Origin of the sequence: Demequina rhizosphaerae (assembly GCF_000971255.1) — a bacterium.
GTDB classification, from domain to species: Bacteria; Actinomycetota; Actinomycetes; order Actinomycetales; family Demequinaceae; genus Demequina; species Demequina rhizosphaerae.
The window spans coordinates 132,394-159,221 of sequence record NZ_BBMC01000003.1 but is presented as its reverse complement, the minus strand read 5'-3'; the positions used below and the strand labels follow the sequence as shown (position 1 = coordinate 159,221).

Here is a 26,828-nt window from a genome sequence, read left to right as displayed (position 1 = left end):
AGGATTCGTGGCTCGCGGAACGGGTCCGGCCGGGTCGCGCTCGCAGCGCTCGCAGCGCTCGCGCGCCCCCGGCGCCCGGCACGCGACGAGTCGCACCCCGCCTCGCGAACAGGGAGGATGGAGGTACGGGCTGCTCACGCCCGCCGACGCTCCGGGGGGCGATCATGGCGAAGATGAACTGGCTGACCAACGAGGGCAGCGAGAGCGCGACGGTGGTGAAGGCACCCGCGTTCAGCATCACGAAGATCACGGGGCTGGGAGCGCCGGTCGTGGCGGCGATCGCGTCGCTCATCGTCGCCAACGTCGAGAACCTCAGCTTCGACGAGTGGCAGATCGTCGCCCTCGTCGGCGGGTTCTTCCTCTTCCTGGCGATCATCGTGGCCGCCGACGTCATCGCGCGCGGCATCGCCACGGCGGCGGCGCAGACCGCGACCGGCAGGGACAGCTGGGTGCGGTTCGACACGCCGATCAGGGCCGTGCTGCGCGGCGACGCCACCGCCCACCTCACCGTCCTCGCCGCGTGCAGCACCGAGCCGCCGGAGTACCTGTGCCTGCGCGAGGACCACGCGATCGAATGGATCGAGGCGGCCAAGGTGACGCTCCGCCCGGCGGGCTGAGCCGGCGGGGCGCCGACGGCAGCGCGGGGCCCCGCACACCGTGCGGAAGCGCGCGTCGGTGTCGCCGCCCGCCGCCCGCCCGCCATGGACCCCGCAACGCGAAGGCGCCCTCCCCCGATGCGGGGAAGGGCGCCTCTGCTGTCGCTCTCGGAGCGGTGATCAGTCCAGGTAGTCGCGGAGGACCTGCGAGCGCGACGGGTGACGCAGCTTCGACATGGTCTTCGACTCGATCTGGCGGATGCGCTCGCGCGTGACGCCGAAGACGCGGCCGATCTCGTCGAGCGTCTTGGGCTGGCCGTCCGTGAGGCCGAAGCGCATGCCGACGACGCCGGCCTCGCGCTCGCTGAGCGTGTCCATGACCTTGCTCAGCTCCTCCTGGAGGAGGGTGAAGCCCACGGCGTCCGCGGGGACCACGGCCTCGGAGTCCTCGATGAGGTCGCCGAACTCGCTGTCGCCGTCCTCACCGAGCGGGGTGTGCAGCGAGATGGGCTCGCGGCCGTACTTCTGGACCTCGACGACCTTCTCGGGCGTCATGTCGAGCTCCTTGGCCAGCTCCTCCGGCGTGGGCTCGCGGCCCAGGTCCTGGAGCATCTGGCGCTGGACGCGCGCGAGCTTGTTGATGACCTCGACCATGTGCACCGGGATGCGGATGGTGCGGGCCTGGTCCGCCATCGCACGGGTGATGGCCTGGCGGATCCACCAGGTGGCGTAGGTCGAGAACTTGTAGCCCTTGGTGTAGTCGAACTTCTCGACCGCGCGGATGAGACCGAGGTTGCCCTCCTGGATGAGGTCCAGGAACAGCATGCCGCGGCCGGTGTAGCGCTTGGCGAGCGAGACGACGAGGCGCAGGTTCGCCTCGAGCAGGTGGTTCTTGGCGTGGCGGCCGTCGTTCGCGATCCACTCGAGCTCGCGGCGGAGCTTGGGGGCGAGCTTCTCGCCCGAGGACAGCTTCTCCTCGGCGAACAGGCCGGCCTCGATGCGCTTGGCGAGGTCCACCTCCTGCTCGGCGTTGAGGAGGGCGACCTTGCCGATCTGCTTGAGGTAGTCCTTGACCGGGTCCGCCGTGGCGCCCGCGGTCATGACCTGCTGGACGGGGGCGTCGTCGTCGCCGGTGCCGAGGACGAAGCCGCGGTTGTCGGACTCCTCCTCGCCGGCGCGCTTGGTGCCCGACTCCTCGTCCGCGGCCGCCTTCACCTCGGCGTCGTCGACCTCGAGGTCGTCCTGGTCGACCTCGGCGTCCTCCTGCTCCTCGACGTCCTTCGCCTTCTTGGCGGAGGCCTTGGCCGTGGTCTTGGCCGTGGTCTTGGTCGCACGCTTCGGGGCGGCCTTGCGCTTGGGCGCGGCGGTCGCCTCGGTGGTCTCCTCGACCGCCTCGGCGTCGGCCTTGGCGGCGCGCTTGGGGGCGGCCTTCGTGGAGGCCCCGGTGGACTTGGATGCGGCTGCGGTAGTCGTGGCCTTCTCCTTCTCAATCAAGCTGTCGGCATGCGGCAGCGAAGCGTCGGACGATGCGGGGGTTGCGCGATCGGGACGTCGCGTACGACGCGTCTCCGCACCGACGGTGGAACCGTCGGCGCGACCCGGCTGCTTCGGCGACACGGCTACCCTCTCGACCTGTCACGGAGTGGATGGTGAGGCCCCGCTGATCGCCTCGCGCAAATCCATTAGATTGTAACGCCCATGTCAACGAGATCGTTCCGCGACACGGCCGAGGATCTCCGGATCCCGGGAACCCGCGAGGGTCACGGCGGAGACCCGACCGCATCGATGAGGGCGAGCGTGAGCAGCGCGAGACGATACCCCGGATCGTGGTCGAGCGCGATCGCGCACCACGCGCGGGCGACGTCGGGATCATCCTCCCACCACGCGATCACGCCGAGCGTCGCCGCCGCGGGCGCGCACAACCGCTGCGGCGCGTGCTCGAGCACGGCGACGAGCAGGTCCGTGACGAGCGCGACCCGGCCCGCATCCGGCGGCCGCGTCGGGCGCATCCCCACGCCGAGCGCCTTCGAGATCGCGGCGGAGTCGCGCCCCGCGAGCGCGTCGCGGACCGCGCGGCTCGCGCCGGGCACGAGCATGAGCAGCAGCGCGTCCCGCACCCGCACGTCGCCGAGCGCCGCGGCCAGGCGGCCGAGCGGCGCCGGGCCGTCCGCCCCCTCCTCGAGCGCGACCCGCCAGCAACGCGCCGACGCCTCGCGCCAGGCCTCCAGGTCCTTCGCCGCGCGGTCCTCCCAGCGTCCGGCCGCGCGCGAGGCGAGACGCCGCTCGCGCGCGGGGGCGCGCGACGCGCCCGGATCCGCCGCTACGGACCACGCGGACGTCCCTCCGGGTCGCGCTGCGGGCACCGTGCGCCCGCCCGGCGGGCAGCAGCGCGGGTCCTCGCACGACGGGCAGTAGTAGCGGCTGCCGGCCACCATCCAGGTCTCGACCGCGGCGACCGTCTCCTCGAGCGCGACCGCGGCGGTGGCGACCGCGAGACAGCCGTCGTCCTCGTCGTCCGCGTAGCCCACCACCACGGCCCGGCGCGCACCCTCCTGCATCGCGATCCGCGCGAGGTCGCGCGCGGCCTCGGACGCCGCGTCGTTGACCAGGTCCCACACGTCGAGCCGCAGGATCGCTCCGAGGGCGCCACGCTCGCGCAGCAGCACCGCCACGACGCTCTCGCGCGGCTCGAAGCCGAGCAGGGAGGGCAGGAGCGAGACCAGCTCGCCGGGTCCGGTGATCGTCGTCATGCGCCCAGGCTCGGCGCGCCGCCCCGCCCGTCGCACCGGAACGTGCGCATCGGTGGACGGTGCGGCGGCGGGCCGGGGGCGGGGACATCGGCCGCTCCCCCGCCCCTACGCTGGTCGCATGCGCACCGCCGAGGACCCCCGCCCCGAGATCGCCGACCGCACCGCCCGCCTGCTCGCGTGGGCCGCCGCGGCGATGGCGCCGGCCGGGGTGGCGGCGGACGACATCGCCGCCCGGCTCGCCGCATCGTCCGAGGGCGGCAAGGCCTTCCGCGGCCGTCTCCTGCTCGCGGCCTTCGACGGCTGCTCGGGCAGCGACCGCGAGGCCGCGCTGGGGCTCGCCGCCGCGCTCGAGCTCTTCCAGACCGCCGCGCTGCTCCACGACGACGTCCTGGACGGCTCGGACACGCGCCGCGGCCGGCCCGCGGCGCACAAGGTCTTCGAGGCGCAGCACCGCGAGGCGGGCTGGCACGGCGACCCGGCGGCGTACGGGCGCTCCGGCGCGATCCTCGCCGGCGACGTCGCCCTCGTGGCCGCCCAGCGCGGCGCCTCGGTCGCCGCGCGCCGGGTGGGCGACCGGGTCGCGGACCTCTTCGACGAGATGGCGGCGCTCGTGACCGCGGGGCAGCACCTCGACATGCGCGTGGCGGTCTCGCCCGTCGACGCGCTCGCCGGCCTCGACGACGACATCCGCACGATCATGCGCGCCAAGACCGCCTCGTACACGGCCGAGTTCCCGCTCGCGCTCGGCGCCGCCGCGGCGGGGGCGTCCGCCACGACCGTCGCTGCGCTGCGCGACGCCGGCCTTCCGCTCGGCGCCGCCTTCCAGCTCCGCGACGACGTGCTCGGGCTCACGGGCGCGCCGGAGCGCACGGGCAAGCCCGTGGGAGACGACCTGCGCGAGGGCAAGCGCACGCTGCTCGTGTGGCACGCCGTCACGCACGGCGACGACGCGCAGCGGGCCGCGGTGCTCGCGGTGCTCGGCCGCGCGGACGCGGGCGACGAGGAGATCCGGCGCGCGATCGACGCGATCCGCGAGGCGGGCGCGATCGACGCGGTCGAGGAGCAGATCGGCCGGCACGCCGCCGAGGCGCGCGCGGCGGTGAGCGCCGCCCTCCCCGACCCGGCGCCCGTGCTGGGGCTCGTCGACGCCGCGGTCGACCGCAGCGCCTGAGGCGCCCGGGCGGGCGGCTCGCTAGAGCAGGGCCTGCGCGACGCGGCGCACGTGGGCGCGGCGCCCCTCGCGCAGCGCCGCGAGCGGCGTCATGCCGAGCTCGGGCTCGTCGGCCATCAGCCAGTCCGCGCACTCCGCGTCGTCCATGCCGGCGTCGCGCAGCAGCGTGAGCGTGCCGCGGAGCGTCGCGATCACCTCGGGCCCGTCCTCGCCGTCGACGATGACGTCCTCGGGGATCTGCAGGGTCTGGCGCTCGCCGCGGCGGACGGCGAAGAGGTGCCCCTCGCGGAGCATCTCCCGGACCGCGCTGGCGGTGATCCCCAGGCGGTCGGCGAAGTCGGGCACGGTGAGCCAGGCGGCGTCGGTCATGGCTCCAGGGTACTGATGCGACGCCGCCCCCTTGCGACCGCGCGGCCCCCCGGGTTACCGTCACATTTGTCACATCTGTCACACCACCCCCATCACTCACACCGGAGGCTCGCATGGCAGCGTCGACGACCCCCGTCCCCGTCGGACGGGCCGCCACCACGGCGGCCCTCGTCACGATGATCGGCCTGGCCACCGCCGGACCCGCCGCCGCGGACGAGCAGCACCGCGTCCGCGAGGGCGAGACGGTCTCCGACCTCGCGCACCGGTACGGCAGCACGATCCCCGCGATCGTGGCCGCGAACGACCTCGACGCGCGCGCGACCATCTACGTCGGCACCACGGTGACGATCCCCACCAAGGGCGGCAAGTCCACGAAGCCCCGCACGACCACGACGCTCTCGGCGACGTACACGGTCAAGGCGGGCGACACGCTGTCGGAGATCGCCCACCGCCACGGCACCACCGTCGCCGCGCTCGCCCGCACCAACAAGCTCGCCAACGCTGCCCTCATCTACCCGGGCCAGCGCCTCACCATCGGCGGTTCCGGCACCACGGAGAAGGCATCGTCGTCCCGCAGCACGTCCACCACGCGCAGCGCCTACACGGTGAAGGCGGGCGACACGCTGTCGGAGATCGCCCACCGCCACGGCACCACCGTCGCCGCGCTCGCCCGCACCAACAAGCTCGCCAACGCTGCCCTCATCTACCCGGGCCAGCGCCTCACCATCGGCGGTTCCGGCACCACGGAGAAGGCATCGTCGTCCCGCAGCACGTCCACCACGCGCAGCGCCTACACGGTGAAGGCGGGCGACACGCTGTCGGAGATCGCCCACCGCCACGGCACCACCGTCGCCGCGCTCGCCCGCACCAACAAGCTCGCCAACGCCGCCTTCATCACCGTCGGCCAGCGCCTCACCATCCCCGGCACCGCCACCACCACGGCGAAGAAGACCACGACCACCAAGAAGACCTCCACGACGAAGGCGACCGGCGGCCGCTACACGGTGAAGGCCGGGGACACGCTGTCGGAGATCGCCCAGCGCCACGGCACCACCGTCGCCGCGCTCGCCCGCACCAACAAGCTCGCCAACGCCGCCTTCATCACCGTCGGCCAGCGCCTCACCATCCCCGGCACCGCCACGACCACCACCAAGAAGAAGACGACGACCACCAAGAAGGCCTCGTCCGGCGTCTACACCGTGAAGTCCGGCGACACCCTGTCCGCGATCGCACAGCGCCACGGCACCACCGTCGCCGCTCTCGCCCGCACCAACAGCCTCGCGAACGCCTCCACGATCTTCGTGGGGCAGCGCCTCACCGTCCCGGGCGCCACGAAGACGACGTCGGGCCTCGTGGGCGACACGTTCGCCGGCCGCACGTACGCCAGCAGCATCGTCGCCGCCGCGAACCGCAACAAGGCGACCCTGCTGTCGCGCTCGGTGCCGTCGCGCGACCAGATGCAGGCGCTCGTGGTGCGCACCGCCCGCAAGCACGGCGTCGACCCGGCGCTCGCCCAGGCCATCTCGTACCAGGAGTCGGGCTTCGACATGCGCGCGGTCTCCCCCGCCAACGCCGTCGGCGTCATGCAGGTCATCCCCACGTCGGGCGAGTGGGCCTCGGACATGGCGGGGCGCAAGCTCGACCTCCTCGACCCCGAGGACAACGTCACCGCCGGCATCCTCATCCTCCGCTACCTCACGCGCAGCTTCTCCAAGGTGGACGACGCGATCGCCGGGTACTACCAGGGCGCCGCCGCGGTGCGCGACCACGGCTACCACTCGGACACGGTCGGCTACGTGGCGAGCGTGAAGGCCCTGATGTCCCGCTTCCGGTGACCCGACCCGACCATGGGCGCGCCGCATCGTCCGCCGCCGGTGCGGCGCGCCGTCCGCGGACCGTCGGAGCTCCCAGCCGCGCCGCCTAGAATGAACCCCGTGTCCGACACCCTCACCGACCCGCTCCTCGGCCGCGTCATCGACGGCCGCTACGAGGTGCGCGAGCGCATCGCGGCGGGTGGCATGGCGACGGTGTACCTCGCCTTCGACCGCCGCCTCGAGAGGGATGTCGCGCTCAAGGTGATGCACCCGCACCTCGAGGTCGACCCGAACTCGCGCGAGTTCGTGGCGCGCTTCCGGCGCGAGGCCAAGGCCGCCGCGCGCCTCACGCACCCCGGGGTGGTGCGGGTCTACGACCAGGGAATCGACGAGGACGTCTCGTACCTCACGATGGAGTTCGTGGACGGGGTGAACCTGCGCGAACGCCTCGAGCTCGACGGCCCGATGTCGCTGCGCGAGGCGCTCACCACGCTCGAGCAGGTGCTCGACGCGCTCGCCTCCGCGCACCGCCAGGGCCTCGTCCACCAGGACGTCAAGCCGGAGAACGTCCTCATCGACGGCGAGGGCCGCCCCCGCGTCGCCGACTTCGGGCTCGCGCGCGCCGTCACCGAGGTGACCTCGAGCACGTCCGGCACCATCCTCGGCACCGTCGCGTACCTTGGCCCCGAGCTCATCACGAGCGGCGTGTCCGATGCCCGCACCGACGTCTACGCGGCCGGCGTCCTGCTGTACGAGATGGTGACGGGCCGCCAGCCGCACACCGGCGCCACCGCGATCCAGGTCGCGACCAAGCACGTCCACGAGGACGTGCCGCCGCCGTCGAGCGCCGTCGCGTGGCTCCCCGCCGAGATCGACGAGCTGGTCGGCGCGCTCACCGCGCGCGAGCCCGCCGCGCGCCCGCAGGACGCGGGCGAGGCGCTGCAGCACGTCCGCCGCACGCTCACGATGCTCGACGACCCCACGCTCGACCGCCGCGCCGACCCGCCGTCCGGGTCGACCGCGGCACTGCGCGACTCCGACGCGACCGCGGTCCTCGCGGCCACGCCCGCGGGCGCCACCGTGGCGCTCCCCATCGGCCTGGGCCACCCCTTCCCCTCCGTCGGCGCCGAGCTCGAGGCCCTCCCCGACGACGACCCCGAGGCCAAGGAGCCCGCCCGCACCGACCGCCGCGCCGGCTGGTGGATCGCGGCGATCCTCATCGCCGTGCTCGTCCTCGGCGGCGGCGGCTTCTGGTGGTACAACTCGATCGGCCCGGGCGCGTACACGACCGTGCCGTCGGTGGTCGACGAGACCGAGGCCAACGCGACGACCATCCTCGAGGGCGCCGGCCTGGTGCCGGACGTCACCCGCGTCTTCGACGACGAGGTGGCCGAGGGCATCGTCATCACCACGGACCCGAACGCGCAGGCGCGCATCCTCGAGGGCGGGACCGTCGGCATCACCGTGTCCAAGGGCCCCCGCATGACGGACGTGCCCAAGCTCGTCGGCCGCTCGCAGGACGCCGCCGAGGAACGCCTCGCGGAGCTCGAGCTGCCGCTGGGCGAGGTCACCACGAAGTACTCGGACACCGTGCCCGAGGGCCAGGTGATGTCGATCTCCCCCAAGGCCGGCGAGACCGTCCGGCACGACACGCCCGTGTCGCTGGTCGTGTCCGCGGGGCCCGAGCCCATCGAGTTCCCCGACGTCAGCGGGATGAGCGAGGAGGAGGCGACCGCGCTCCTCGAGGACGAGTACGGGCTCAACGTGGGCGTCGAGCACGCCCGCACCTCCGAGGCCCCCGAGGGCGAGGTCTTCCAGCAGAGCCCCGAGGCGGGCACCGCCGGCAACCGCCTCGACTCCATCACCATCACGGTCTCCGACGGCCCGCCGCTCGTGACCGTGGGCGACTACGTCGGCATGGACGTCAAGGACGCCGAGAAGGCCGCCAAGGACGACAACCTCAAGGTCAGCCTCTACCCCAAGTGGCCGTGGAGCTCGAAGGGGTCGATCGTGGACCAGTCGCTCGTCCCGGGCGCGCAGGTCGAGCAGGACACCTCGCTCGTCCTCGTCTACAACTGATCCCCCGCATCGTCCCTCCCCTCGTCCGACCGGGCTCGTGCGCCGGGACCGCACGGGCAAGCGGAACGCCCCGCCCCGGCGGACCGGGACGGGGCGTCGTGGACGATGCGTCGGCTACCCGAGCTCGTCGGCCTCCTGCGGCCTGCGCGCGTTGTGACGCGCGAGCAGGTCGGCCACGAGGAACGCCATCTCCAGCGACTGCTGGTGGTTGAGGCGCGGGTCGACCTTGGTCTCGTAGCGCCGGGCCAGGCCCTCGTCGTCGATCTTCTCGGTGCCGCCGAGGACCTCGGTGACGTCGTCGCCCGTGAGCTCGACGTGCAGGCCGCCCGGGACGGTGCCCAGCGCCTCGTGCACCTCGAAGAAGCCGGTGACCTCGTCGAGGATCGTGTCGAACTTGCGGGTCTTGTAGCCCGAGTCCGACGTGAAGGTGTTGCCGTGCATGGGGTCGGTGAGCCACGTGACGGTGACGCCCGAGTCCCGCACGCCCTCGACGATGCCGGGCAGCGCGTCGCGGACCTTGTCCGCGCCCATGCGGGCGACGAACGTGAGGCGTCCGGCGACGTTGTCCGGGTTGAGGCGCTCGGCGAGCGCGACCGCGTCCGCGGTCGTGGCGGTCGGGCCGAGCTTCACCGCGAGCGGGTTGTGCACCTTCGACAGGAACTCGACGTGCGCGCCGTCGAGCTGGCGGGTGCGCTCCCCGATCCACAGGAAGTGGGCCGAGCAGTCGTATGCGAGGCCCGACCGCGAGTCGATGCGCGTGAGCGCCCGCTCGTAGTCGAGCAGCAGCGCCTCGTGGCTCGAGAACAGCTCCACCGTCTTGAGCGCGTCGAAGTCGCCCCCCGCGGCCGCCATGAAGCGGACCGCGCGGTCGATCTCCGAGGCGAACTGCTCGTACTTGGCGTACGCGGGGTTCGCGGAGAAGCCCTTGTTCCACTGGTGGACGCGGCGCAGGTCCGCGAAGCCGCCCTGGGTGAACGCGCGGATGAGGTTCAGCGTCGACGCGGACACGTGGTACGCGTCGAGCAGGCGCTCCGGGTTCGGGATCCGCTCCTCCTCCGTGAATCCGGAGGAGTTGACGATGTCGCCGCGGTACACGGGCAGCGTCACGCCGTCACGGGTCTCCGTGTCCGACGAGCGCGGCTTCGCGTACTGGCCCGCCATGCGGCCGATCTTCACCACCGGCGTCGAGGCGCCGTACGTGAGGATGACGGCCATCTGCAGGATGGTCTTGATCTTGTTGCGGATGCGGTCGGCCGTGGCCTCCGCGAAGATCTCGGCGCAGTCGCCGCCCTGGAGGACGAAGGCGTCACCGCGGGACGCGGCGGCCAGCTGCGCGCGCAGCCGGTCCGCCTCGCCCGCGAACACCAGAGGGGGGACCTGCGTGAGACGGTCGGTCGCGCGTCGCAGCGCAGCGGCGTCGGGCCACTGCGGCTGCTGCCTCGCCTCCTTGGAGAGGTACGAGTCGACGCCCGCCGCCGCCAGGGCAGCCTCGGTCATGTGATTACGCCTGCCCGATCGCCTCGAGGGTCTCGACGTACCACGGGGTGGAGGTGTCGAAGGGCTTGTGACCCGCGATGCGCGGGAACGGGATCGCCTTGAGGCGGTCGCCGTCCTCCTCGTCGTGGCCGATGACGCCGGGCTCGCCGCGCAGGGCGCACTCGACCGCGTAGTCGGTCATCGACTTGATGAGGCGCAGGTCCTCGGGGTTCGCGGCCGCGGCACGCGAGAAGTAGCCCGACTTCTGGACCATGACCTTCTCCGCGCCGAGCTTCTCCGCGAACTGCTTCGCGAACCACTGGCCGGGGTTGATCTCGTCGAGGCGCACGTGGCCGAAGGGGTCGCGCTTGACCTCCTGGCCCGAGGCCTCCATCTCCGCGATGATCTCGGGCACGCCAGCACCCTCGGACAGGAAGATGTTGACGTTGCCGATCTCGTCCATGACGCCGCGCAGGCGCGCCGCCTCGGCGTCGAGGTCGATCTTCTGCTCGGGCACGTAGACCGCGTGGATGTCCCAGCGCTCCTTGGTGAGGCCGATGCCGGGCAGGAACTCGCGGGTCTCGAGGTCCTTGCGGTACTTCATCGCGGCGGCGGCGGTGAGCCAGCCGCACGCGCGGCCCATGACCTCGTGCACGATGAGCATGCGCGGGCCCGAGCGGTGCTCGCCGATGATGTTGCGGCCGAACTTCGCGGCCTCCTCGGCGGCGGTCCACGCGCCGAGCGACTGGCGGATCGGCACCACGTCGTTGTCGATGGTCTTGGGCAGACCCACGACGGTGAGGCCGTAGCCGTTCTCCGCGAGGTATGCGGCGAGGTCGGCGGCCGTGGTGTTGGTGTCGTCGCCGCCGATGGTGTGGAGGACGTCGACGCCGTCGGCCTTGAGCTGCTCGGCCGCGACCTTCAGCGGGTCCTGGCCCTCCTCGACGAGGCCGCGCTTGACGCAGTCGGCGACGTTGGTGAGCTTGACGCGCGAGTTGCCGATGGGCGAGCCGCCGAACTCGTGGAGCAGGCCCGCGTTCTTGCGGACGTCCTCGTCGATGACGGTCTTCTTGCCGAGCAGCAGGCCCCAGTAGCCGTGCTCGTAGGCGATGATCTCAACCTCGGGGGCGATCTCGGTGTAGCGCTCGATCAGGCCACCCACGGCGGAGGAGAGGCAGGGAGCGAACCCACCTGCGGTCAGGAGGGCAACGCGGCGAACCGACATGACGGACCTTTCGTCGTTTGACTTGCGGATTTCGTGGTCATTCTAGGCGCGCGCCGATGCGCGCGGCACCGGGACGGGAGGCCTACGCCCCCGCCTCCGGGTCCTGCTCCTTGGCGAGCTCGCGCTTGACCAGGCCGGCGTCGCGGTCGACGTACTCCTGGCCCGAGAGCTCGGCGATCGCGGCCATGATCCGGTCGGTCGCCTCGCGCAGCGCGGCGCGGTCGTCCTGGCGCCCGGCGAACTCGGCGAGGTCGATGGGCGCGCCGATCTTCACGCCGATCGGGTGCCGCTTGGGCACCTTCTGGCCGATGGGCTGGGCGATGTGGGTGTCGATCATCGCGACCGGGATCACCGGCGCGCCCGACTCGATCGCGAGGCGCGCGACGCCCGTCTTGCCGCGGTAGAGGCGGCCGTCGGGGCTGCGCGTGCCCTCGGGGTAGATGCCGAGCAGCTCGCCGCCCTGCACCACCTGGAGTCCCGTCCGGAGGGCCGCCTCGGAGGCGCGTCCGCCGCCACGGTGGACGGGGATGGTGCCCACGCCCTCCATGAACGCCTTGGTCGCGTAGCCCTTGGGGCCCTTGCCCGTGAAGTACTCCTCCTTGCCGAGGAACACCACCTTGCGGGCGATGACGACCGGCAGGAACACCGAGTCCGAGAAGGACAGGTGGTTGGACGCGAGGATCGCGCCGCCGGTCTCCGGGATGTGCTCCTCCCCTTCGACCGACGGCTTGTACACGCCCTTGAGGGCCGGGCCGAGCAGGACGTGCTTGAAGAGGCGGTAGTACGTGTCGCTCATGGTGTCCTAGCGGTTCGCGGCGGCGATTCGGGCGAGGTCGGCGGCGCCGACGATGCCGGCATCGTTGCCCATCTGCGCAGGCACGATGGGGACGATGGGGCGGTGGCCGCGCGCGGGGAGGTTGTCCTCGAACGCCTCGCGGGCGGGGTGCAGCAGGAGGTCGCCGGCCGCGACGACGCCGCCGCCGATGACGAACAGCTCGGGGTCGAGGGCAGCCGCCAGCGACGCGGAGCCCTCGCCGATCCAGCGGCCCAGGTCCGCGAGCAGCTCGATGCCGAGCTCGTCGCCCTCCATGGCCGCCTCGGTGACCTGCGGACCGTGGATGTCGATCGCGTTGCCGCCGGCGAGCTCGAGCAGGCGCGCGGCACGCACCGGCCGCTCGAGCGCGGCGCGGCGCGCCTCGCGGGTGAGCGCCGAGCCGGAGGCGTACTGCTCCCAGCAGCCGCGCAGGCCGCAGCCGCACGGGTGCCCGCCGGGCACGACGCGGAGGTGGCCGAGCTCGGCCGCGAAGCCGTACGCGCCGCGCACGAGCTTGCCGTCGACCACGAGCGCGGCGCCGAGCCCGGTGCCGATGGTGAGCAGCGCCATGTGCGAGACGTCGCGCGCCGCGCCGAAGGCGAACTCGGCCCACCCGGCCGCGTTCGCATCGTTCTCCACCACGACCGCGATGTCGTCGCGTCCGAGGAGGCGGCTGACGTTCTCCGCGAGCGCGTAGTCGCGCCACGCGATGTTGGGCGCGAAGAGCACGTGCTCCTGGTCCGACGACACGAAGCCGGCGGCCGCGAGGCCCACCGCGTGGAACTCGTGCTCCACCGCGAGCTCGGCCACGGCGTCCGCGATCGCGCCGTCGATGCTCGCGGGATCCTGCGGCTTCGTCTTGCGCTTCGTCTTGGCGATGATGGCGCCGTCCTCGTCGACCACACCGACGGCGATCTTGGTGCCGCCGATGTCTACGCCGATTGCATGCATGCTTCGTTGCCCTCCGAAGTGTCCTGGGGTCTGCGTCAAGGCTATCGTCTGTGACGTACCCGCTACCGCCATGGGAGTCCCAAGGATGAGCCAGCCCGATCGTGCCGACTACGCCCCGAACATCGTGGCCCTCATCGCCGCCGGCTGGCGGGAGCGCGCCGACCGCGTGGTGATGCGCTACGCGGACGACCAGGACCGCTGGATCGACGTCACCGGCGCCGAGGCGCAGGCGATGGTCGACGCCACCGCCAAGGGCCTCATCGCTCGCGGCGTCCAGCCCGGGCAGAGCGTGGGAATCATGGCCCGCACGCGCATCGAGTGGTCGATCCTCGACGTCGCGATCTGGACCGCGGGCGCGCTCCCGGTCCCCATCTACGACACGTCCTCGGCCTCGCAGATCGACTGGATCACCTCGGACGCCGACATCGCGGTGCTCGTGGTCGAGACCGAGGCGCACGCCGCGCTCGCGCGCCAGGTCGCGCAGGACCCCGAGAGCCCGCTGCGCGACATCCTCGTGATCGACGACGGCTGCATGGACGCGCTGCGGGACGCGGGCGCCGGGATCCCCGACTCGGTCGTGGCGGAGCGCGCGGGCCTCGCGACGCTCGACTCCCCCGCCACGATCGTCTACACCTCGGGCACCACGGGCCGTCCCAAGGGCGCGGTCCTCACCCACCTCAACTTCGTGCGGCACACCTACGGCATCCAGGAGGAGCTCGACGACGTCCTCCTCTTCGACGGCGCCAGCACCGTGCTGTTCCTCACGCTCGCGCACTCGCTCGCCCGCCTCGTCGAGGTGGTGCTGCTCGCCTCGGGCACCGTCATCGGCTACTGCCCGGACTCCCGGAAGCTGGTGCCGTACTTCGCGAGCTTCCAGCCCACGCTCATCCTCGCGGTGCCGCGCGTGTTCGAGAAGGTCTACAACTCGGCCGAGCAGAAGGCCGCCGCGGGCGGCAAGGTGAAGATCTTCCGGTGGGCCGCGAAGCAGTCGATCGACTACTCGAAGGCGCTCGCCACGCCGGGCGGCCCGTCGCTCGCGCTCAAGCTCCGCCACGGCGTCGCGGACCGCCTCGTGCTGTCGAAGATCCGCGAGGTCCTGGGCGGCCGCGCGCGCCACGCGATCTCGGGCTCCGCGCCGCTGGGCGACCGCCTGGGCCACTTCTACAACGGCCTCGGACTGCAGGTGCTCGAGGGCTACGGGCTCACCGAGGTGACCGCCGCGTCGCACGTCAACCGCACGCGCCTGTCGAAGATCGGCTCCGTGGGTCCCGCGCTTCCCGGCTTCGAGGTGGAGATCGCCGACGACGGCGAGATCCTCATGCGCGGCGACATGCTCTTCGCCGGCTACCACCGCAACGCCGAGGCGACCGCGCAGGCCATGGAGGGCGGCTGGTTCCACACCGGCGACATCGGCCGGCTCGACGACGAGGGCTACCTCTACATCACCGGCCGCAAGAAGGAGATCATCGTGACCGCGGGCGGCAAGAACGTCGCCCCCGCCGTCCTCGAGGACCGCTTGCGCGGCTACGCGCTCGTGAGCCAGTGCGTCGTCGTCGGCGACGGCAAGCCCTTCATCGGCGCGCTCCTCACCCTCGACGCGGAGGCGCTGCCCGGCTGGCTCAAGGCCCACGGCCTGCCCGAGATGACCCCCGCCGAGGCGGCGGTCGACCCGGTGGTGCACGAGCACCTCGAGAAGGCGGTGAGCAGGGCGAACGGCGCCGTGTCGCGCGCCGAGTCGATCCGCAAGTGGGAGATCCTCGCGGACGACTTCACGGTGGACAACGGCTACCTCACGCCGTCGCTCAAGCTCAAGCGCGCCCAGGTGCTGCGCGACTTCGCGGAGGACGTCGAGGCGCTGTACGCGCCCGCACCGCGCTGACGTCACCGCGTGCCGGATGCCCCGCGGGCTGGGGACACCATCGCGGGTGGCACCACAACTCGGGGCTGGCGGCCCCCTCCGGACGGTCGGAGCCTGAAGGCGCAACCGACCCCGGAGGAAGACATGCCTTACCTGATCACCACCCAGCCCGCATCCGACAGGACCCTCGCCATCGTCACCGCCGAGCCGCCCGTGACCCGCGAGACCGTCCGCCCCGCGCCCGTCGGCGCCCGCTTCCCGCGCGGCATCGCCCGCGAGACCCGCGTCGCCCGCCGGTACCGCCGCGCGCTGCGGCCGCTCCACCCGGTGGGCGCCCGCTTCCCGCACCGCACGCCGGAGCAGCGCGCCGCGCTCACGGTCGCCCTCGTGCCGGAGATCGCGGTCCGGCGGCGTCCCGTCGGCGCCCGCTTCCCCCGCTGACACCCCGCGCACCCGCCGGTGCGCCACCGATGCCCGCCGCTCCGCCCAGGAGCCGCGGGCATCGTCGCGTCGCGGGCCTCGCGCCGCTGCCAGGGGCGTCGTGGGGCACGGGATGCCGGATGCCCCTCGCCCGGGGGGCACCCGTCCGGGTGGCACCACAACTCGGGGCTGGCGGGACGGATCGGACGCGCCGAGAGTGAGGGCGAATCCATCCCCGGAGGTTCCCACCATGTCCGTGTCCACCGCCGCGCCCGGCGCCTCGCCGGCCGCCCTCACCACCGCCGCCCGCGCGCACCGCGCCACCCTGACCGGCGCGACGCTCGACGCCGGGCTCGACGACCTCGCCGCCCTCCTCGACGGCGAGGTGGTCCGTCCGACCGACCCCGACTGGGACGCCGCCCGCGCCGCGTGGCAGCTGGGCGTCGACCAGCGTCCCGCCGCCGTCGTGCTCGCCCGCTCCGAGTCGGACATCGCGCGGACGATGCGCCTGGCCGCCCGCATGGACCTGCGGGTCGCACCCCAGGGCACCGGCCACGGCGCGTTCGCGCTCGGCGACCTCGCCGACGCGATCCTCCTACGGACCGCCGCGCTCTCCTACGTCGTCATCGACCCCGAGCAGCGGACCGCCACCGTCGGCGCCGGCGCCACGTGGGGCGACGTGCTCGACGCGTCCGCGCCGCACGGCCTCGCCGGGCTGTCGGGCTCGTCGCGCACCGTCGGCGTCGTCGGCTACTGCCTCGGCGGCGGCCTCGGCTGGCTCGGCCGCCTCCACGGTCTCGGCGCCGGCTCGATCGTCGCCGCGCGGGTCGCGCTGCCCGGCGGCGCGGTGGTCGTGGCCTCGCCCTCCGAGCACGCCGACCTGTGGTGGGCGCTGCGGGGCGGCGGCGGCACCGGCGTGGTGACGGAGCTCACCGTGCGCCTGTACGACGTGCCGCGCCTCACCGCCGGCAGCCTGTGGTGGCCGCGCGAGCGCGCCGGCGAGGTGCTCAAGACGTGGGCGCGCCTGCTGCCCTCGCTCCCCCGCGAGATCACGTCGACGGCGCGCGTGCTGCGCTTCCCCGACCTCGAGGAGCTGCCCCCGGCCATCCGCGGCGGATCGTTCGTGCTGGTCCAGGCCGCCGTGGTCGGGTCGGACGAGCTCGCCGACCGCCTCCTCGCGCCGCTGCGCGCGCTGGACCCGGTCATGGACGACGTCGCCCCGGCGGGCCTCGAGGTGCTGGGCGCTCTCGCGATGGACCCGCCGGACCCCTCCGCGGGCGCGGCCGAGGGCGTCGTCCTCTCGTCGCTCGACGACGCCGCCGTGGACGCGTGGCTCGGCGCCCTCGACGGCCCGCAGTGCGCGGGCGTGGTGGCCGCGGACCTGCGCCACCTCGGCGGCGCGCTCGCGCTCGGCGAGGGGGACGACGCGGCGCTCAGGGGCATCGACGGCGAGGTGGCGGCCGTCGCGATCGCGCCCGCCACGCCGATCGCGTCGCTCGAGCAGGCCGCCGCGATGGTGGACCTGGCGCTCGCCGCGCTGGGCCCGTGGGTGGGCGACCACCAGTACGCCAACTTCGTCGAGCGACCCGTCGCCGAGCGCACCCTCGTGGGCGTGGCCGTCGACCGTCTCGACACCGTCCGGATGACGTACGACCCGGACGGCACGGTCCTCCGGCGCCACGGCGCCGGACGCTGACGGCCCGAACCGTCAGCACCGGGGCGCGCCGGCGGGAGAGACCCTCCCCCGGCGCGCTCCCGCGCGTCAGCTGGCCTGTGGCGGGTGGACGAGCCGCAGGGGCGGCACCAGCCCACCGGCGGAGAGCGCGTCGAGCGCGTTCGCCTGGTCGTCGTCGAGCTCGACGCGCGAGCGGTCCGACGGCCGCACCTCGATCGTGAGGAACGAGACGACGCAGTCGCCGCATCCCCTGCCCCGCATCTCGCATGAATCGCAGTCGATCAGCATTCCGCTGCCCTCCCGTCACCTGCCGTCCGCCGTGCCTCTCACGACGTCTCCCACGCTAGGGAGGGGGTCTGACATTGCGTCGTGATGCCTGGTCGGAGGGCCTTCGATCCGCCGATCGGCGTGGCTGTCGGAGGGCTGACGTACCGTCGTCGGCATGACCGGCCCCTCCTCCACCGTCGAGCAGCTCCTGCATCAGCAGCGCTCGTTCGAGGACGTGGGCGAGCCGCTGCACCGCACCACGTTCGTCGTGGTCGACCTCGAAACCACCGGCACGTCGCCCGGGACCGCACGCATCACGGAGATCGGGGCCGTCAAGACGCGCGGCGGCGAGGTGGTCGGCGAGTTCCAGACGCTCGTCGACCCGGGCATGCCGATCCCGCCGATGATCGTCGCACTCACCGGCATCACCGACGCGATGCTGGTGGCCGCCCCGCGCATCGAGACCGTGCTGCCGTCATTCCTGGAGTTCCTCGGCGACGCGGTGCTGGTGGCCCACAACGCGCCGTTCGACACGGGCTTCCTCCGCGCGGCATGCAGGGAGCACGGCTACCGGTGGCCGGGCAACCAGGTGGTCGACACGGTCACGCTCGCGCGCCGCGCCACCACCAAGGAGGAGGCGCCCAACAAGAAGCTGTCGACGCTCGCGCGGGTGTTCGGCACCGTGGTCGAGCCGAACCACCGCGCGCTCGAGGACGCACGCGCCACGTCCGAGATCCTCCACAAGATGCTCGAGCGCATCGCCGCGTTCGGCATCACCCACCGCGAGGACCTCGACGCGCTGCGCAACCCCATGCCGGAGGCGATCCGCAAGAAGGCCGCGATGGCCGAGGGCGTACCCGCCAAGCCCGGCGTCTACACGTTCCGCGGGCCGCGCGGCGAGCGCCTCTACGTGGGCACCTCCAAGAACCTGCGGTCGCGCGTGAAGTCCTACTTCACCACCGGCGAGCAGCGCCGCTCGATCCGCGAGATGCTCGAGCTCGCGGTCGGCGTCGACACCATCGTGTGCGCCACGGAGCTCGAGGCGAACGTCCGCGAGGTCCGCCTCATCGCCGAGCACCGCCCGCGGTACAACCGCAGGTCCGCGCGCCCCGAGCGCACGCCATGGGTGAGGCTCACGGACGAGCGCTACCCGCGGCTGGTCGTCTCCCGCGCGGTCGCGGGACCGGAGGGGGCGCTCGGGCCCATGCGCTCGGGCTCGGACGCGCGGCTCGCGATCGAGGTGCTCCAGGGCGCGCTCGGCGTGCGCACGTGCACCACGCGGCTGCCCATCACTCCCCGCGCCAACGCGCGGGCGTGCCTGCTCAAGGACCTGGGCGCGTGCGCCGCGCCCTGCGTGCGCGGCGAGTCCTCCGGCTACGACGCGACGGCCGCGGCGGCGCGCGACGCGCTGCTCGCCGACCCGACCCCGGTCGTGTCCGCGCTCGAGCGCCAGATCGCCGAGCGCGCGGAAGACCTCGACTACGAGCGCGCGGCCGAGCTGCGCGACGGCGTGAGCGCGGTGATCGACGGCGCGATGCGCGCGCAGCGGCTCGCCTCCCTCGCCCGCTGCTCGATCGTCGCGGTGCGCCGCATCGGGGACGGCTGGGACCTCGCGGCCTTCCGCGCCGGCGCGATGGTCGGCACCGCGCGCGTCACGGACCGCGTGTGGGAGGCCGCGGACCGGCTGCGCGCGCTGACGGGCGACCTCGGGATCGACGAGGACGTCCTGGTCGAGGAGCGCGAGCTCGTGTCACGCTGGATCGAGGCGCCGGGCACCCGCCTGCTGTACGTCGACGGGGAGTGGTCGAGCCCGGTCGCGGGCGCCGGGCGGCACGCGCGCTGGGTCGAGGCGCGTCGCGCGGACAGGGACGCGCGCCCCGTCATCCGGGGCGCGCAGGGCTGAGCTCGGGCCCGGGTCAGGACTGCGTGGCCGCGACCCAGCGGTCGAGCAGGTCGGAGGCCGCGCCCGTGTCGATCGCGCGGGCCGCGTGCTCCATGCCCGCCTCGAACCGCTCGACGAGCGTGCCGCTCGCGGTGCCCGGCAGGGTCGCGTCCGCGACGAGCCCCGATGCGGCGTTGAGCACCACGGTGTCGCGCACCGGCCCGGTGGCCCCGGCGAGGACGTCGCGGACGACGGCCGCGTTCTCGTCCGCGTCACCGCCGCGCAGGTCGTCGATGACGATGCGGTCCAGGCCGAGGTCGCCCACGGGGTCGAGCCGCAGCTCGGTCACTCCCCCGCCGCGCACCTCCCACACGGTGGCGGCACCGGTGGGTGCGAGCTCGTCGAGGCCGTCGTCGCCATGGAAGACGAGCGCCTCACGCCCCTGCGACGCGACCACGCCCGCGAGCACAGGCGACACGCGCAGCGACGACGAGCCGATGGCCGTCGCCTGAGGCTGCGCCGGGTTGGTGAGCGGCCCGAGGATGTTGAACGTCGTGGGGATGCCCAGCTCCTTGCGGATGGGCATCGCGAACCGCATCGACGGGTGGAACACCTGCGCGAAGCAGAACGTGATGCCCACCTCGGTCGCCAGCTCCTTCACGCGCTCCACGGGCAGGTCGAGGCGCACGCCGAGCGCGCCCAGCACGTCCGCGGAGCCGGACTTCGACGTCGCGGCACGGTTGCCGTGCTTCACCACGGTCGGGCCCGCACCCGCGATGACGATGGACGCCATCGTGGAGATGTTGACGGTGTGGGCGCCGTCGCCGCCGGTGCCGACGATGTCGACGGTGCGGCCGGGCACCTCGAAGCGGATGGCGTGGGCGAGCATCGCGGCCGCGAGGCCCGCGACCTCGGCGGGCGTCTCGCGCTTGACGCGCAGGGCGGCGAGGAACGCGCCCATCGCGACGGGCGACGCGGAGTCGGTCAGGACCGAGTCCATGACGGCCGCCGTCTCCTCCGAGGTGAGGTCCTCATGCTCGACGAGGCGCGCGAGCAGGTCCTGAAGCGTCGCCATCGTCGCGGGCCTCAGGCGGTCGCGGGCGCGAAGAACGAGTCGACCGCGTCGCGCACGACGAACGGGTCGAGCGGGTGCGACACCGCGGCGTCGGCCTCCGACCACGTGGCGAGCCATGCATCGCCGGGCCGGCCCACGAGGAGCAGGATCGGCGGGCACACGAACAGCTCGTGCTTCATCTGGCGGGCGACGGCCATGCCGCCGACCTTCGCGGTCTCCCCGTCGAGGATGACGAGGTCGAAGGAGTTCCGGTCGAGCTGCTCCGTCACCGCGGCGTGCGTGGCGGTCTCGGTCCACTCGATCGGCCGGCCGTGGGTGGTCGGGCCGACCGCGAAGCGCACCTTCTCGCGCACGTTGCGATCGTCGCTGTACAGGAGGATGCGAGCCTTGCGGACGTCGACGTCCCCGGACTCGTGCTTGACCACGTCGCTCATGGCGCCCATTCTGGCACGACACCTGGGAAGGTCCGCCACACCCGGACGCCCGATCGGACATCTCGGACGCGCATCGGGAACACGCGACCGCGCCCGGCCGTTGGATGGTGAGTCCCGCGTGCTCCGTACGCTTTAATGGGACCTATGTCCCACGCCACGACTGCGCCGTCGCCCATCCACGCGACCCGGCCCAATCAGGTAGCCGTCGGCACCATCGTGTGGCTGAGCTCCGAGCTGATGTTCTTCGCGGGTCTGTTCGCGATGTACTTCACGCTGCGTGCTCAGGTTCCCGAGGTCTGGGCCGACAAGACCGAGCTGCTGAACATCCCCTTCGCCCTCGCCAACACCACCGTCCTGGTGCTGTCCTCCTTCACCGCCCAGGCGGGCGTGTGGGCAGCCGAGCGCTATCAGCGCCGCCGCACCGGGAAGCTGTACCAGTTCAAGGGCTGGGGCATGCACGAGTGGTTCGTGCTCACCTACATCATGGGCTCGGTGTTCATCGCCGGCCAGGTGTACGAGTACGCGCTGCTCATCTCCGAGGGCCTGACCATCTCGTCCAGCCCGTACGGCTCGGTCTTCTACCTCACGACCGGCTTCCACGGCCTGCACGTGCTCGGCGGCCTCATCGCCATGCTGTTCGTGCTCGCGCGCTCGTTCGCGGCCAAGAAGTTCGGCACGCACGAGGCCACGACCACGATCGTCGTCTCGTACTACTGGCACTTCGTCGACGTGGTGTGGATCGCGCTGTTCGCCGTGATCTACCTGATCCAGTAAGGGACCGGCCGATCATGAACGCACTCGCACGTCACCGCTACCACCGCGCGGCACCGGTCGTCCTCGTCCTGCTGCTGCTCGGTCTCATCGCCGGCATCGCCGCCGCCGTCTCCACCGCATCGTCCGCCGAGGCCACCACGGCCACCGCCGACGACGTGACCGAGGGACAGAAGCTCTTCGCCGCCAACTGCGCCTCCTGCCACGGCCTCGACGCCCAGGGCACCGACGGCGTGGCGCCGTCGCTCGTCGGCGTCGGCGCCGCGGCCGTCGACTTCCAGGTCGGCACCGGCCGCATGCCGATGCAGGCCTCGGGCCCGCAGGCGATCGCCAAGCGTCCCCAGTTCTCCGCCGAGGAGATCTCCCAGCTCGCCGCGTACGTCGCGTCGCTGGGTGCCGGTCCCGCCGTCCCGACCGCCGAGCAGGTCGACCCCGAGCTGGGGGACGCGGCGAACGGCATGGAGCTGTTCCGCACCAACTGCGCCATGTGCCACGGCTCGGTCGGCGGCGGCGGCGCCCTCACGCAGGGCAAGTACGCCCCCAACCTGTGGGAGACCACCCCCACGCACATCTACGAGGCCATGCTCGTGGGTCCGCAGTCGATGCCGGTGTTCAACGACGCGAACATCGACCCCGAGGGCAAGCGCGACATCATCGCCTTCCTCAAGGCGCAGGACGAGGGCTCGCCGGGCGGTCTCCGCCTCGGCGCCATCGGCCCCGTCGCCGAGGGCATGTGGGGGTGGCTCGTCGCCCTCGGACTCATCATCGCCAGCACCGTGTGGATCGGAGCCCGTTCTTCATGAGCACCACTGAGAACCCCACCGAGCACGGCCCGGAGGGTTCGGAGAAGCAGAACGGCTTCGAGAACCCCGGCCTGCCCTATCACCGCCCGCGCCGCGCGGACGTCGACCCCAAGGCCGACAAGAAGGCCGAGCGTCAGGTCGCCGCCCTCTTCGGCGTGTCGATCATCGGCACGATCGTCGCGATCGGCTCCTACATGGCGCTCGACATGACCGACGAGATCGACTCGATCCGCTTCGTCAACATGGCGATCGGCCTCGGCATCTTCCTCGCCATGATCGGCATCGGCCTCGGCGCGATCCACTGGGCGAAGACCCTCATGCGCGACCACGAGATGGTCGAGGAGCGTCACGCGCTCCGCTCGTCGGACGAGGGCCGCGAGGGCGCGATCCAGAACCTCAAGGACGGCGTCGAGGACTCCGGCCTGGGCGGCGTCAAGCGCCGCCCGGTGCTCGTCGGCTCGATGCTGACCGCGCTGCTCGCCGCTCCCCTGGCCCTGCTGTGGCCGCAGATCGGCAACATGGGCGCGGACTGGAACATCTCGAACTTCGGCCACACGATGTGGCGCAAGGGCATGCGTCTGACGCGCGACCCCGACGGCACCCCGATCAAGGCGTCCGACGTCACCATCGGCTCGGCGTTCCACGTCATCCCCGAGGGCCTCAACGAGCTCGAGCACCACAAGATCGAGGAGAAGGCCAAGGCCGTCGTCCTCCTGCTGCGTCTCGACCCGCGTGACCTCAACCTCCAGCCGGGCCGCGAGGACTGGTCGTTCGACGGCATCATCGCCTTCTCGAAGATCTGCACCCACGTCGGCTGCCCGGTGGCGCTGTACGAGCAGCAGACCCACCACCTGCTGTGCCCGTGCCACCAGTCGACGTTCGACGTCGCCAACGGCGCGAAGGTGGTCTTCGGCCCCGCGAAGCGTCCGCTGCCGCAGCTGCCGATCGCGGTCGACGACGAGGGCTACATCGTGGCCCAGTCCGACTTCCACGAGCCCATCGGCCCGTCCTACTGGACGCGCCTCCATGACACGTCCGACGGCCTGCACGCCGACGACGACACCGAGGGGAGCAGCCACTGATGGGCGCACGTCTCGACTCCGCCGCCGCCGGCACCGCGAACTACATCGACGAGCGCACCTCGATCGGCGGGTTCGTCAAGTTCTTCGCGCGCAAGCTGTTCCCGGACCACTGGTCGTTCATGCTCGGCGAGATCGCGCTGTACTCGTTCGTCGTGCTGCTGCTCTCGGGCGTGTTCCTCACGGCCTTCTTCGTGCCGTCGATGACCATCGTCGAGTACGACGGCCCGCTCGCGACGATGCAGGGCGTGGAGATGTCGGAGGCCTTCGCCTCGACGCTGCACATGTCCTTCGAGGTCCCCGGCGGCCTCCTCATGCGCCAGATCCACCACTGGGCCGCGCTGCTGTTCACGGCGGCGATCGTCACCCACATGGCACGCGTGTTCTTCACCGGCGCGTTCCGCAAGCCGCGCGAGCTCAACTGGCTCGTCGGCTTCACCCTGATGATCCTGTCGCTCGCGGCGGGCTTCTCGGGCTACTCGCTCCCCGACGACGTGCTCTCCGGCAACGGCCTGCGCATCATCGAGGGCGTGACCCGCTCGATCCCGATCGTCGGCGAGTACATCTCGTACTGGATCTTCGGCGGCGAGTTCCCCGGTGAGATCCTCATCCCCCGCCTCTTCACCATGCACATCCTGCTGGTGCCCGGCCTGATCCTCGTGCTGATCGCGCTGCACCTGTTCCTGGTGTTCCTGCACAAGCACACCCAGTACCCGGGCGGCGGCCGCACCCACAAGAACGTCGTGGGCCTGCCCCTCTTCCCCGTGTACACCGCGAAGGCCGGCGGCTTCTTCTTCGTCGTCTTCGGCATCGTCGCCCTCGTCGCGGCCATCTTCACCATCAACCCGGTGTGGAACTACGGCCCGTACGACCCGTCGCCGGTGTCCGCGGGCACCCAGCCCGACTGGTACATCCTGTTCGTCGACGGCGCGCTGCGCCTCATGCCGGGCTGGCTGTTCGACGTCATCCCCATGGAGTGGGAGATCTGGGGCTACACGCTCTCGTGGAACCTCCTGGTCCCGGCGCTGATCCTGCCCGGCCTGTTCTTCGGCTTCCTCGCGCTGTACCCGTGGATCGAGGCGTGGGCCACGGGCGACCGCGGCGAGAAGCACGTGCTCGACCGTCCGCGCAACGCCCCGGTCCGCACCGGCATCGGCGTCGCCCTCATCACGTTCTACGTGGTGCTGGTGATGGAGGGCTCGAACGACATCATCGCGAACCTCTTCCACCTGTCGCTCAACGACCTCACCTACTTCTTCCGGATCGGCATCTTCGTCCTGCCGGCTCTCGCGTTCTGGATCACCCGTCGCATCTGCTTCGGCCTCCAGCGCAAGGACCGCGAGCTGGTGCTGCACGGCAAGGAGACCGGCCGCATCGTCCGTCACGAGCACGGCGAGTACGTCGAGGTCCACGAGCCGCTCACCGACGAGGAGCGCTGGGTGCTCATCCAGCACGACGACATCGCGCCGCTCGAGATCGAGCCGGAGTTCAACGACCGCGGCGTCCGCCGCAAGGGCTACCGGTGGGACCGCTTCAAGCAGTGGCTGTCGCGGATCTACTTCGAGAAGCGCATCTCCCCCGTCACGGCGGAGGAGCTCGCGGAGGCCCAGCACGAGCACGGCCACCACTAGCAGCATCGTCCAGGAGGGGCGTCGGGCATCGGCCCGGCGCCCCTTCGGCGTTCCCGGGGACGATGCGCCGGGTGCCGGTCGCACGGTGCCGGAATTACCTGGCAGCCCTCCCGGTTGTCAGGGGTGTCCCACCTCGCTCCGACCGGCGGCGATCGCTAGGCTCGGAGCGTTCCCGGAAACCCGGCCGCGACGCATCGGTGCCGCGGCCCGACCTTGGAGGAAGAATGGCCGACTACACGCTGCCGGACCTCTCGTACGACTACGGCGCCCTCGACCCGCACATCGCGGGCGAGATCATGGAGCTGCACCACAGCAAGCACCACGCCGCGTACGTGGCCGGCGCGAACACCGCCCTCGAGAAGATGGCCGGCGCCCGCGAGAGCGGCGACTTCGGCGCCATCGCCGGCCTCGAGAAGGCCCTGGCCTTCAACCTCGGCGGTCACACCAACCACTCGGTGTTCTGGACCAACATGTCGCCCGACGGCGGCGACAAGCCCGACGGCGAGCTCGCGGCCGCGATCGACGAGCACTTCGGCTCGTTCGACGGCTTCCGCGCGCACTTCACCAACAACGCCATGACGATCATGGGCTCCGGCTGGTCGATCCTCGCGTGGGACACCGTCGGCAAGAAGCTCATCATCGTCCAGCTCTACGACCAGCAGGGCAACGTGCCCGTCGGCCTCATCCCGCTGCTCATGCTCGACATGTGGGAGCACGCGTTCTACCTCCAGTACAAGAACGTCAAGGCGGACTACGTCAACGCCTGGTGGAACGTCGTCGACTGGGGCAACGTGCAGCGTCGCTTCATCACCGCGACCGCGACCCAGGGCCTCATCGTCGCGTAGGGCCCTCGCGCATCGTCCTCAGGGGCGGTCTCCCTCCGGGGAGGCCGCCCCTGTCGCGTCCCCGCCCTCCTGCGCCGGGACCAGGGGTGACGATACGGTGGGCGCATGTCCACCGAGGGCACCTCCCCCGCCCCGCAGCCGGCCCCGGCCGCGCGCCACCGGCCGATGCTGTGGATGCTGCTCGGCACGCTCGTGGTGCTCCAGTTCGGCTACCCGGTCACCTACTCGGGCCCGGCCTGGACCGTCGCGTACCTGCTCGTCTACGCCGGCGTGGTGGTCTACAGCGTGCGGCGGGCCAACTCGGACCGCCGCCGCGGGTGGCCCCTTCTCGTCGCCTCCGTCGCGCTCATCGGCGGCGCCACGTGGTTCGCCTTCCGTCAGGACGACGCGAACGCCACGGCCGCAATGCTCATCGGCGTCGGGCTGCTGCAGCTCACGCTGGTGGTGACGCTCGCGGAGTCGCTCGTGCGGCCGTCCCAGGGCACCCGGACCGTGGACATGCTGCTGCTCGCCGTGTGCGCGTACCTGCTCCTCGGCGGCGTCTTCGGCGTCGCCTCGGGGCTCATGGAGCTCGCGCAGCCCGGCAGCTTCTTGGATCCCAACGTGACGTCCGGGACCCTCACGTGGCAGGGGCTGCTCTACGGCAGCTACGTGACGCTCGCGACGCTCGGGTTCGGCGACATCGTGCCGGTGTCCGCGTGGGCGCGCTCGCTGTGGTCCTTCGAGGCCGTGGTGGGCACGCTGTTCGTCGCCGTGGTGATCGCGCGCCTCGTCGGCGTGGCCGGCTTCGCGGACCGCGACACGAAGGACTAGGGCGGCCCCGGAGCGCCCGGCGGGCGCGCG

Annotated in this window: 24 protein-coding genes; 14 read left to right on the top strand and 10 right to left on the bottom strand. The window is 72.3% G+C overall.

All coding sequences use genetic code 11. The features are described from left to right. Positions 1–173 precede the first annotated feature (173 nt). Entirely contained in the window at positions 174–617 is a 444-nt protein-coding gene (locus AOM07_RS04435) for a hypothetical protein (RefSeq protein ID WP_156171790.1), read from the top strand. A gap of 159 nt (positions 618–776) precedes the next feature. Here AOM07_RS04435 and AOM07_RS04430 read toward each other — a convergent pair whose 3' ends face one another. Together AOM07_RS04430 and AOM07_RS04425 are read right to left on the bottom strand one after the other, a co-directional pair. Continuing rightward, complete coding sequence (locus tag AOM07_RS04430) at positions 777–2,213, bottom strand: RNA polymerase sigma factor (protein ID WP_062311592.1); 1,437 nt, start codon at positions 2,211–2,213, stop codon at positions 777–779. Positions 2,214–2,356: 143 nt separating this feature from the next. Then, positions 2,357–3,346, bottom strand: a complete 990-nt coding sequence (locus tag AOM07_RS04425; protein ID WP_062311591.1) for a DUF4192 domain-containing protein — start codon at positions 3,344–3,346, stop codon at positions 2,357–2,359. Positions 3,347–3,464: 118 nt separating this feature from the next. Between AOM07_RS04425 and AOM07_RS04420 the strand changes: the two genes are divergently transcribed. After that, positions 3,465–4,517 carry a polyprenyl synthetase family protein gene (locus AOM07_RS04420; RefSeq protein ID WP_062311590.1) on the top strand — a complete coding sequence of 351 codons (1,053 nt, stop codon included), beginning with the start codon at positions 3,465–3,467 and terminating at the stop codon, positions 4,515–4,517. 21 nt (positions 4,518–4,538) lie between these two features. Here the strand turns inward: AOM07_RS04420 and AOM07_RS04415 are convergent, their stop codons facing one another. Then, positions 4,539–4,886, bottom strand: a complete 348-nt coding sequence (locus AOM07_RS04415) for an Rv2175c family DNA-binding protein (RefSeq protein WP_062311589.1) — start codon at positions 4,884–4,886, stop codon at positions 4,539–4,541. A 113-nt stretch (positions 4,887–4,999) separates the two neighbouring features. On the opposite strand from AOM07_RS04415, the gene AOM07_RS04410 reads away from it, so the two are divergent. Beyond that, entirely contained in the window at positions 5,000–6,721 is a 1,722-nt protein-coding gene (locus AOM07_RS04410; RefSeq protein WP_084830104.1) for a LysM peptidoglycan-binding domain-containing protein, read from the top strand. A 99-nt stretch (positions 6,722–6,820) separates the two neighbouring features. Next, entirely contained in the window at positions 6,821–8,779 is a 1,959-nt protein-coding gene (gene pknB / locus AOM07_RS04405) for a Stk1 family PASTA domain-containing Ser/Thr kinase (protein ID WP_062311588.1), read from the top strand. A gap of 114 nt (positions 8,780–8,893) precedes the next feature. Here the strand turns inward: pknB and AOM07_RS04400 are convergent, their stop codons facing one another. From AOM07_RS04400 to AOM07_RS04385, 4 genes are all read right to left on the bottom strand, one after another. Further along, positions 8,894–10,276 carry a class II 3-deoxy-7-phosphoheptulonate synthase gene (locus AOM07_RS04400; protein ID WP_062311587.1) on the bottom strand — a complete coding sequence of 461 codons (1,383 nt, stop codon included), beginning with the start codon at positions 10,274–10,276 and terminating at the stop codon, positions 8,894–8,896. A 4-nt stretch (positions 10,277–10,280) separates the two neighbouring features. Beyond that, complete coding sequence (locus AOM07_RS04395) at positions 10,281–11,480, bottom strand: pyrophosphate--fructose-6-phosphate 1-phosphotransferase (RefSeq protein WP_062311586.1); 1,200 nt, start codon at positions 11,478–11,480, stop codon at positions 10,281–10,283. 82 nt (positions 11,481–11,562) lie between these two features. Then, positions 11,563–12,276: a lysophospholipid acyltransferase family protein gene (locus AOM07_RS04390; RefSeq protein WP_062311585.1), complete on the bottom strand. Its 714-nt coding sequence runs from the start codon at positions 12,274–12,276 to the stop codon at positions 11,563–11,565. Positions 12,277–12,282: 6 nt separating this feature from the next. Further along, the gene (locus tag AOM07_RS04385; protein ID WP_062311584.1) at positions 12,283–13,245 is read right to left on the bottom strand and encodes an ROK family glucokinase; all 963 of its coding nucleotides are present in this window, start codon (positions 13,243–13,245) and stop codon (positions 12,283–12,285) included. A gap of 85 nt (positions 13,246–13,330) precedes the next feature. Here AOM07_RS04385 and AOM07_RS04380 point away from each other — a divergent pair, with 85 nt between their 5' ends. The 3 genes from AOM07_RS04380 to AOM07_RS15155 all read left to right on the top strand — a co-directional run bounded on the left by AOM07_RS04380 (position 13,331) and on the right by AOM07_RS15155 (position 17,219). Next, positions 13,331–15,124, top strand: coding sequence for an AMP-dependent synthetase/ligase (locus AOM07_RS04380; protein WP_228374379.1), 1,794 nt, complete (start codon positions 13,331–13,333; stop codon positions 15,122–15,124). Positions 15,125–15,247: 123 nt separating this feature from the next. Continuing rightward, positions 15,248–15,544: a hypothetical protein gene (locus AOM07_RS04375; RefSeq protein WP_062311582.1), complete on the top strand. Its 297-nt coding sequence runs from the start codon at positions 15,248–15,250 to the stop codon at positions 15,542–15,544. A gap of 229 nt (positions 15,545–15,773) precedes the next feature. Next, entirely contained in the window at positions 15,774–17,219 is a 1,446-nt protein-coding gene (locus tag AOM07_RS15155; protein ID WP_062311581.1) for an FAD-binding oxidoreductase, read from the top strand. Between the two features lie 66 nt (positions 17,220–17,285). Here AOM07_RS15155 and AOM07_RS04365 read toward each other — a convergent pair whose 3' ends face one another. Beyond that, positions 17,286–17,486 (bottom strand): hypothetical protein, encoded by a 201-nt coding sequence (locus AOM07_RS04365; protein ID WP_062311580.1) that lies wholly within the window; start codon positions 17,484–17,486, stop codon positions 17,286–17,288. Positions 17,487–17,640: 154 nt separating this feature from the next. On the opposite strand from AOM07_RS04365, the gene AOM07_RS04360 reads away from it, so the two are divergent. Continuing rightward, complete coding sequence (locus AOM07_RS04360; RefSeq protein ID WP_084830101.1) at positions 17,641–19,368, top strand: DEDD exonuclease domain-containing protein; 1,728 nt, start codon at positions 17,641–17,643, stop codon at positions 19,366–19,368. A 13-nt stretch (positions 19,369–19,381) separates the two neighbouring features. Here AOM07_RS04360 and trpD read toward each other — a convergent pair whose 3' ends face one another. After that, positions 19,382–20,422 (bottom strand): anthranilate phosphoribosyltransferase, encoded by a 1,041-nt coding sequence (gene trpD, locus AOM07_RS04355; protein ID WP_062311579.1) that lies wholly within the window; start codon positions 20,420–20,422, stop codon positions 19,382–19,384. An 11-nt stretch (positions 20,423–20,433) separates the two neighbouring features. After that, positions 20,434–20,856 (bottom strand): response regulator, encoded by a 423-nt coding sequence (locus tag AOM07_RS04350; protein ID WP_062311922.1) that lies wholly within the window; start codon positions 20,854–20,856, stop codon positions 20,434–20,436. A gap of 144 nt (positions 20,857–21,000) precedes the next feature. Between AOM07_RS04350 and ctaE the strand changes: the two genes are divergently transcribed. From ctaE to AOM07_RS04320, 6 genes are all read left to right on the top strand, one after another. Then, complete coding sequence (ctaE, locus tag AOM07_RS04345; protein ID WP_062311578.1) at positions 21,001–21,630, top strand: aa3-type cytochrome oxidase subunit III; 630 nt, start codon at positions 21,001–21,003, stop codon at positions 21,628–21,630. A gap of 14 nt (positions 21,631–21,644) precedes the next feature. Next, a complete protein-coding gene (gene qcrC, locus AOM07_RS04340) occupies positions 21,645–22,430 on the top strand; it encodes a cytochrome bc1 complex diheme cytochrome c subunit (RefSeq protein WP_062311577.1) in 786 nt (261 codons plus the stop codon). After that, complete coding sequence (qcrA, locus tag AOM07_RS04335; RefSeq protein WP_062311576.1) at positions 22,427–23,512, top strand: cytochrome bc1 complex Rieske iron-sulfur subunit; 1,086 nt, start codon at positions 22,427–22,429, stop codon at positions 23,510–23,512. The genes qcrC and qcrA overlap by 4 nt, the downstream gene beginning before the upstream one ends. After that, positions 23,512–25,140: a cytochrome bc1 complex cytochrome b subunit gene (qcrB, locus tag AOM07_RS04330; protein ID WP_062311575.1), complete on the top strand. Its 1,629-nt coding sequence runs from the start codon at positions 23,512–23,514 to the stop codon at positions 25,138–25,140. The genes qcrA and qcrB overlap by 1 nt, the downstream gene beginning before the upstream one ends. Positions 25,141–25,364: 224 nt before the next feature. Then, a complete protein-coding gene (locus AOM07_RS04325) occupies positions 25,365–25,985 on the top strand; it encodes a superoxide dismutase (protein WP_062311574.1) in 621 nt (206 codons plus the stop codon). A 105-nt stretch (positions 25,986–26,090) separates the two neighbouring features. Beyond that, positions 26,091–26,798: a potassium channel family protein gene (locus tag AOM07_RS04320; RefSeq protein ID WP_084830100.1), complete on the top strand. Its 708-nt coding sequence runs from the start codon at positions 26,091–26,093 to the stop codon at positions 26,796–26,798. Positions 26,799–26,828 lie beyond the last annotated feature (30 nt).

Bases quoted from the DNA above. Each gene is read 5' to 3' on its own strand.
- AOM07_RS04420 (WP_062311590.1), top strand. From the start codon at position 3,465: ATGCGCACCGCCGAGGACCCCCGCCCCGAGATCGCCGACCGCACCGCC.
- AOM07_RS15155 (WP_062311581.1), top strand. From the start codon at position 15,774: ATGTCCGTGTCCACCGCCGCGCCCGGCGCCTCGCCGGCCGCCCTCACC.
- qcrC (WP_062311577.1), top strand. From the start codon at position 21,645: ATGAACGCACTCGCACGTCACCGCTACCACCGCGCGGCACCGGTCGTC.
- AOM07_RS04350 (WP_062311922.1), bottom strand. From the start codon at position 20,856: ATGAGCGACGTGGTCAAGCACGAGTCCGGGGACGTCGACGTCCGCAAG.
- ctaE (WP_062311578.1), top strand. From the start codon at position 21,001: ATGTCCCACGCCACGACTGCGCCGTCGCCCATCCACGCGACCCGGCCC.
- AOM07_RS04360 (WP_084830101.1), top strand. From the start codon at position 17,641: ATGACCGGCCCCTCCTCCACCGTCGAGCAGCTCCTGCATCAGCAGCGC.
- trpD (WP_062311579.1), bottom strand. From the start codon at position 20,422: ATGGCGACGCTTCAGGACCTGCTCGCGCGCCTCGTCGAGCATGAGGAC.
- AOM07_RS04425 (WP_062311591.1), bottom strand. From the start codon at position 3,346: ATGACGACGATCACCGGACCCGGCGAGCTGGTCTCGCTCCTGCCCTCC.
- AOM07_RS04395 (WP_062311586.1), bottom strand. From the start codon at position 11,480: ATGTCGGTTCGCCGCGTTGCCCTCCTGACCGCAGGTGGGTTCGCTCCC.
- AOM07_RS04415 (WP_062311589.1), bottom strand. From the start codon at position 4,886: ATGACCGACGCCGCCTGGCTCACCGTGCCCGACTTCGCCGACCGCCTG.
- AOM07_RS04400 (WP_062311587.1), bottom strand. From the start codon at position 10,276: ATGACCGAGGCTGCCCTGGCGGCGGCGGGCGTCGACTCGTACCTCTCC.
- AOM07_RS04385 (WP_062311584.1), bottom strand. From the start codon at position 13,245: ATGCATGCAATCGGCGTAGACATCGGCGGCACCAAGATCGCCGTCGGT.
- qcrB (WP_062311575.1), top strand. From the start codon at position 23,512: ATGGGCGCACGTCTCGACTCCGCCGCCGCCGGCACCGCGAACTACATC.
- AOM07_RS04325 (WP_062311574.1), top strand. From the start codon at position 25,365: ATGGCCGACTACACGCTGCCGGACCTCTCGTACGACTACGGCGCCCTC.
- qcrA (WP_062311576.1), top strand. From the start codon at position 22,427: ATGAGCACCACTGAGAACCCCACCGAGCACGGCCCGGAGGGTTCGGAG.
- AOM07_RS04390 (WP_062311585.1), bottom strand. From the start codon at position 12,276: ATGAGCGACACGTACTACCGCCTCTTCAAGCACGTCCTGCTCGGCCCG.
- AOM07_RS04320 (WP_084830100.1), top strand. From the start codon at position 26,091: ATGTCCACCGAGGGCACCTCCCCCGCCCCGCAGCCGGCCCCGGCCGCG.
- AOM07_RS04365 (WP_062311580.1), bottom strand. From the start codon at position 17,486: ATGCTGATCGACTGCGATTCATGCGAGATGCGGGGCAGGGGATGCGGC.
- AOM07_RS04380 (WP_228374379.1), top strand. From the start codon at position 13,331: ATGAGCCAGCCCGATCGTGCCGACTACGCCCCGAACATCGTGGCCCTC.
- AOM07_RS04410 (WP_084830104.1), top strand. From the start codon at position 5,000: ATGGCAGCGTCGACGACCCCCGTCCCCGTCGGACGGGCCGCCACCACG.
- AOM07_RS04435 (WP_156171790.1), top strand. From the start codon at position 174: ATGAACTGGCTGACCAACGAGGGCAGCGAGAGCGCGACGGTGGTGAAG.
- AOM07_RS04375 (WP_062311582.1), top strand. From the start codon at position 15,248: ATGCCTTACCTGATCACCACCCAGCCCGCATCCGACAGGACCCTCGCC.